Raw genomic sequence first — 3,563 nt, forward strand, 5'->3', positions numbered from 1 at the left:
GGCGGCGTCCCCGCGCCGATGCGCGGCGGCGTGCAACGGCGCGGCTCCTGCTTCTGGGAATCGGCCCGCGACGACGACGGCGTCACCGTCTTCCGCTGCCAGGCCGAAGCGACCGTGTGGTGCCGGTGACGTGCTCGTCTCCGAGATAGGATCTCCTTCGTCATGCCCCGCCGACCAAGCCGCCCTCGTACACTTCGTCACCAAGGCGACGCAGCGCCACAGCACGATCCGCCTCCTCGTGACGCCCGACGACGACTGGAACGACGCCGGGCTTCGCATCCCCGACGATTCCGTCGTCGCGAAGGCGGCTTTCGTGGGCGAGCCGCGCTGGCGCGACGAGCTCTACGCCTTCGTCGCGAAACCGCTCCGCGCGATCCCGACCGAGTACTTCGGCAGCGAGGCCCTCGCGCGCGCCTGGTTGGACGTATGATGCGGCTCGCCCCCATGCTCGCGCGCTGCGCAGCGCTCGCGCCGCTCGCAGCCTTTGCCGGCTGCATGATGATCGGACCGGACTACGCGCGTCCGCCGGCGCCGACCGCGGCGCGCTGGATGGACGCGGCATCCGCGCCGGCCGCCCCCGCCGAGGCCCCCGCTCCGCCGCCCGACGCGCCGGCGTGGTGGACGGTCTTCGGCGACCCGATCCTCGTGCAGCTGGTCGAGACCGCGTATCGCCAGAATCCGTCGCTCCAGGCGGCGGGCGCGCGGGTCGTCGAAGCGCAGGCGCGGCGCGGCATCGCGATCGGCGGCCTCTTCCCGCAGCAACAAGAGGCCTTCGGCGACTACGCTCGGGTCGGGCTCAGCAACGCACGCGCCAACCAGCAGGCCGGCGACCACTTCTTCGGCGACTGGCAGGCCGGCTTCGACGCCGCCTGGGAGCTCGACGTGTGGGGTCGCTTCCGGCGCGGCATCGAGTCGGCCGACGCCGACCTCCTCGCCGAGGTCGCGTCCTATGACGACGTGCTGCTCTCGCTCATCGCCGAGGTGTCGGCCAACTACATCCAGCTCCGCACGCTCGAGCAGCGGCTCGACGTCGCGCGCGCCAACGTCGCCATCCAGGAGCGCGGCTACGACATCGCCGACCAGAAGTACCGCGCCGGCGAGGTGACCGGCCTCGATTCCGCGCAGGCCCTGTCGCTCCTCGAAGACACGCGCGCGCTCATCCCCGATCTCGAGGCCGGCATCCGCCAGACCGAGAACACGCTCTCGATCCTGCTCGGCATGCCGCCCCGCGACCTCACGGATCTCGTCGGCGCGCGGCGCGCCGAGATCCCGGGGCCGCCGGCGAGCGTCGCCCTCGGCGTCCCCGCCGACCTCCTGCGCCGCCGCCCCGACGTCCGCATCGCCGAGCGGCAGCTCGCGGCGCAGAGCGCGCAGATCGGCGTCGCCAAGGCCGACCTGCTGCCGCGCTTCGCGCTCGTCGGCACCGTCAGCGTCGCGGCCGAGGACTTTCCCGACATGTTCGAGGGCCGGAGCTTCGAGAACTTCGGCGGCCCGAGCGTGCGCTGGGCGATCCTCAACTACGGCCGCATCACCAACAACGTGCGGGTACAGGACGCGCGCTTCCAGGCGCTGATCGCCACGTACGAGCAGACCGTGCTGCGGGCGCAGGCCGAGGTCGAGAGCGCGCTCGCTGTCTACCTCGGCGCGCAGCGCCGGCTCGCGTCGCTCGAGAAGAGCGTCGCCGCGGCGAGCACGGCCGTCGAACTCGCCGAGATCCAGTACCGCGAGGGCGCCTACGACTATACGCGCGTCCTCAATACGCAGCAGTTCCTCGTCGACGCACAGGACCGCATGGTGGCGACCCGGGGCAACGTCGGCGTCGCGCTCACGGCCCTCTACAAGGCGCTCGGCGGCGGATGGGAGATACGCATGGGACGCGATTTCGTCACCGACGAGCAGAAGGGCGCGATGCGCGCGCGCACCGGCTGGGGCGGCATGCTCGACGTCGACCGGCGCGAGCACGCCGTCGAAGGGGCGGCAACGGGCACGGAGACGCGCGGCGGCGGCTTCACGCCGCGCGCGTGGTGGCCGTGGTGACGGCGTTCCCGCGCCGCACCGCCGGCGCGCCCGGGCCGCGCCCCGCTGGCGGCCGCCGCGCCGCCGCGCTCGCCCTCGCGGCGCTCCTCGCGTCCTGCGGCGGCAAGCCCGAGGTGGCGCAGCTGCCGCCGCCCGAGGTCGGCGTCGCCGAGCCCGTCGTCCGGGACGTCGCCGACTACTTCGAGACCACCGGCCGCACGACCGCCGTCGAGAGCGTCGACGTGCGCGCCCGCGTCTCCGGCTACCTCGTGAAGATCGCCTTCAAGGACGGCGACCTCGTCGAGCCGGGCGCCGTGCTCTTCGAGATCGACCCGCGCCCGTTCGCGGCGCAGAAGCTGCAAGCGCAGGGCGAGCTCGCCCGCTGGGAGGCGCAGCGCAAGAAGGCCGAGGCCGACCTCGCGCGCAACCAGCGCCTGCTGCCGACCGGCGCCGCGAGTCAGAAGGAGTACGACTCGGCGGTCGCCGCCAAGGGTACCGCCGACGCCGAGATCGTCTCGGCCCGCGGCCGCCTCGAGCAGGCGGACCTGAACCTCGAGTTCTCGAAAGTGACCGCGCCGGTGCGCGGCCGGGTCGGCAAGGCCAACGTGACCCTCGGGAACCTCGTCGAGGTGTCGACCCTGCTCACCACGCTCGTCAGCGTCGAGCCGATGTACGTCTACTTCGACGTCGACGAACGCACGATGCTGCACTACCAGCAAGACTGGCGGCGCGCCCACCCCGAGGCCACCGCCGTCCCGAGCGCGCGCGAGCTCGCCGTCCCGGTCGAGATCGGCCTCGCCCACGAGGACGGGTACTCGCTGCGCGGCACGATGGACTTCGTCGACAATCAGGTGAACCCCGCCACCGGCACCATGCTGGCGCGCGCCCTCTTCCCCAACGCCGACCGCGCCCTCACGCCGGGCCTCTTCGTCCGCGTGCGGCTGCCCATCAGCGCCGCCGAGCGATCGCTGCTCGTGAGCGAACGTGCAATCGGCACCGACCAGGGCACCAAGTACGTCCTCGTGGTCACCGACAAGAACGTGGTCGAGTATCGCGCGGTGAAGCTCGGGCCGCTCTTCGAAGGCATGCGCGTCATTCGCGAGGGCCTGAAAGCGGGTGAGCGCGTCATCATTTCCGGCATCCAGCGCGCCAGGCCCGGCATGACGGTGAAGCCGCAGGAAACGACACCCGTGGCCACCGCCGCGCCCGCCACGACGACCGCGCCCACCGCGACGACGACGAGCGAGCACTGATGTCGCACTTCTTCATCGACCGTCCCATCTTCGCGGCGGTGGTGTCGATCGTCATGGTGATCGTGGGCCTGGTGGCCCTCCTCGGCCTGCCGATCGCGCAGTACCCCGACATCACGCCGCCGGTGGTGCAGGTCTCGGCGCTCTACCCGGGCGCCGCCGCCAAGGTCGTGGCCGACACCGTCGCCGCGCCGATCGAGCAGGAGGTGAACGGCGTCGAGAACATGCTCTACATGCTCTCGAAGAGCACCAACGACGGCCAGCTCTACCTCGACGTCACCTTCAAGCTCGGCACCA

At 72.0% G+C, this 3,563-nt stretch carries 4 protein-coding genes; all 4 read left to right on the forward strand.

The window, feature by feature from the left end; genetic code table 11:
- The first annotated feature begins 130 nt into the window (after positions 1–130).
- Positions 131–430 carry an STAS/SEC14 domain-containing protein gene (locus tag IT293_05370; protein ID MCC6764076.1) on the forward strand — a complete coding sequence of 100 codons (300 nt, stop codon included), beginning with the start codon at positions 131–133 and terminating at the stop codon, positions 428–430.
- A complete protein-coding gene (locus tag IT293_05375) occupies positions 430–2,037 on the forward strand; it encodes an efflux transporter outer membrane subunit (GenBank protein ID MCC6764077.1) in 1,608 nt (535 codons plus the stop codon). Before IT293_05370 ends, IT293_05375 begins: the two co-directional genes overlap by 1 nt.
- On the forward strand, positions 2,022–3,269 hold the full coding sequence (locus IT293_05380) for an efflux RND transporter periplasmic adaptor subunit (protein MCC6764078.1): 1,248 nt from the start codon (positions 2,022–2,024) through the stop codon (positions 3,267–3,269). The genes IT293_05375 and IT293_05380 overlap by 16 nt, the downstream gene beginning before the upstream one ends.
- The coding region (locus tag IT293_05385) for an efflux RND transporter permease subunit (GenBank protein MCC6764079.1) at positions 3,269–3,563 on the forward strand (295 nt) is incomplete at its 3' end. The genes IT293_05380 and IT293_05385, both read left to right, overlap by 1 nt.

It is taken from the genome of Deltaproteobacteria bacterium (assembly GCA_020848745.1).
Classification (GTDB): Bacteria; Desulfobacterota; Binatia; order UTPRO1; family UTPRO1; genus UTPRO1.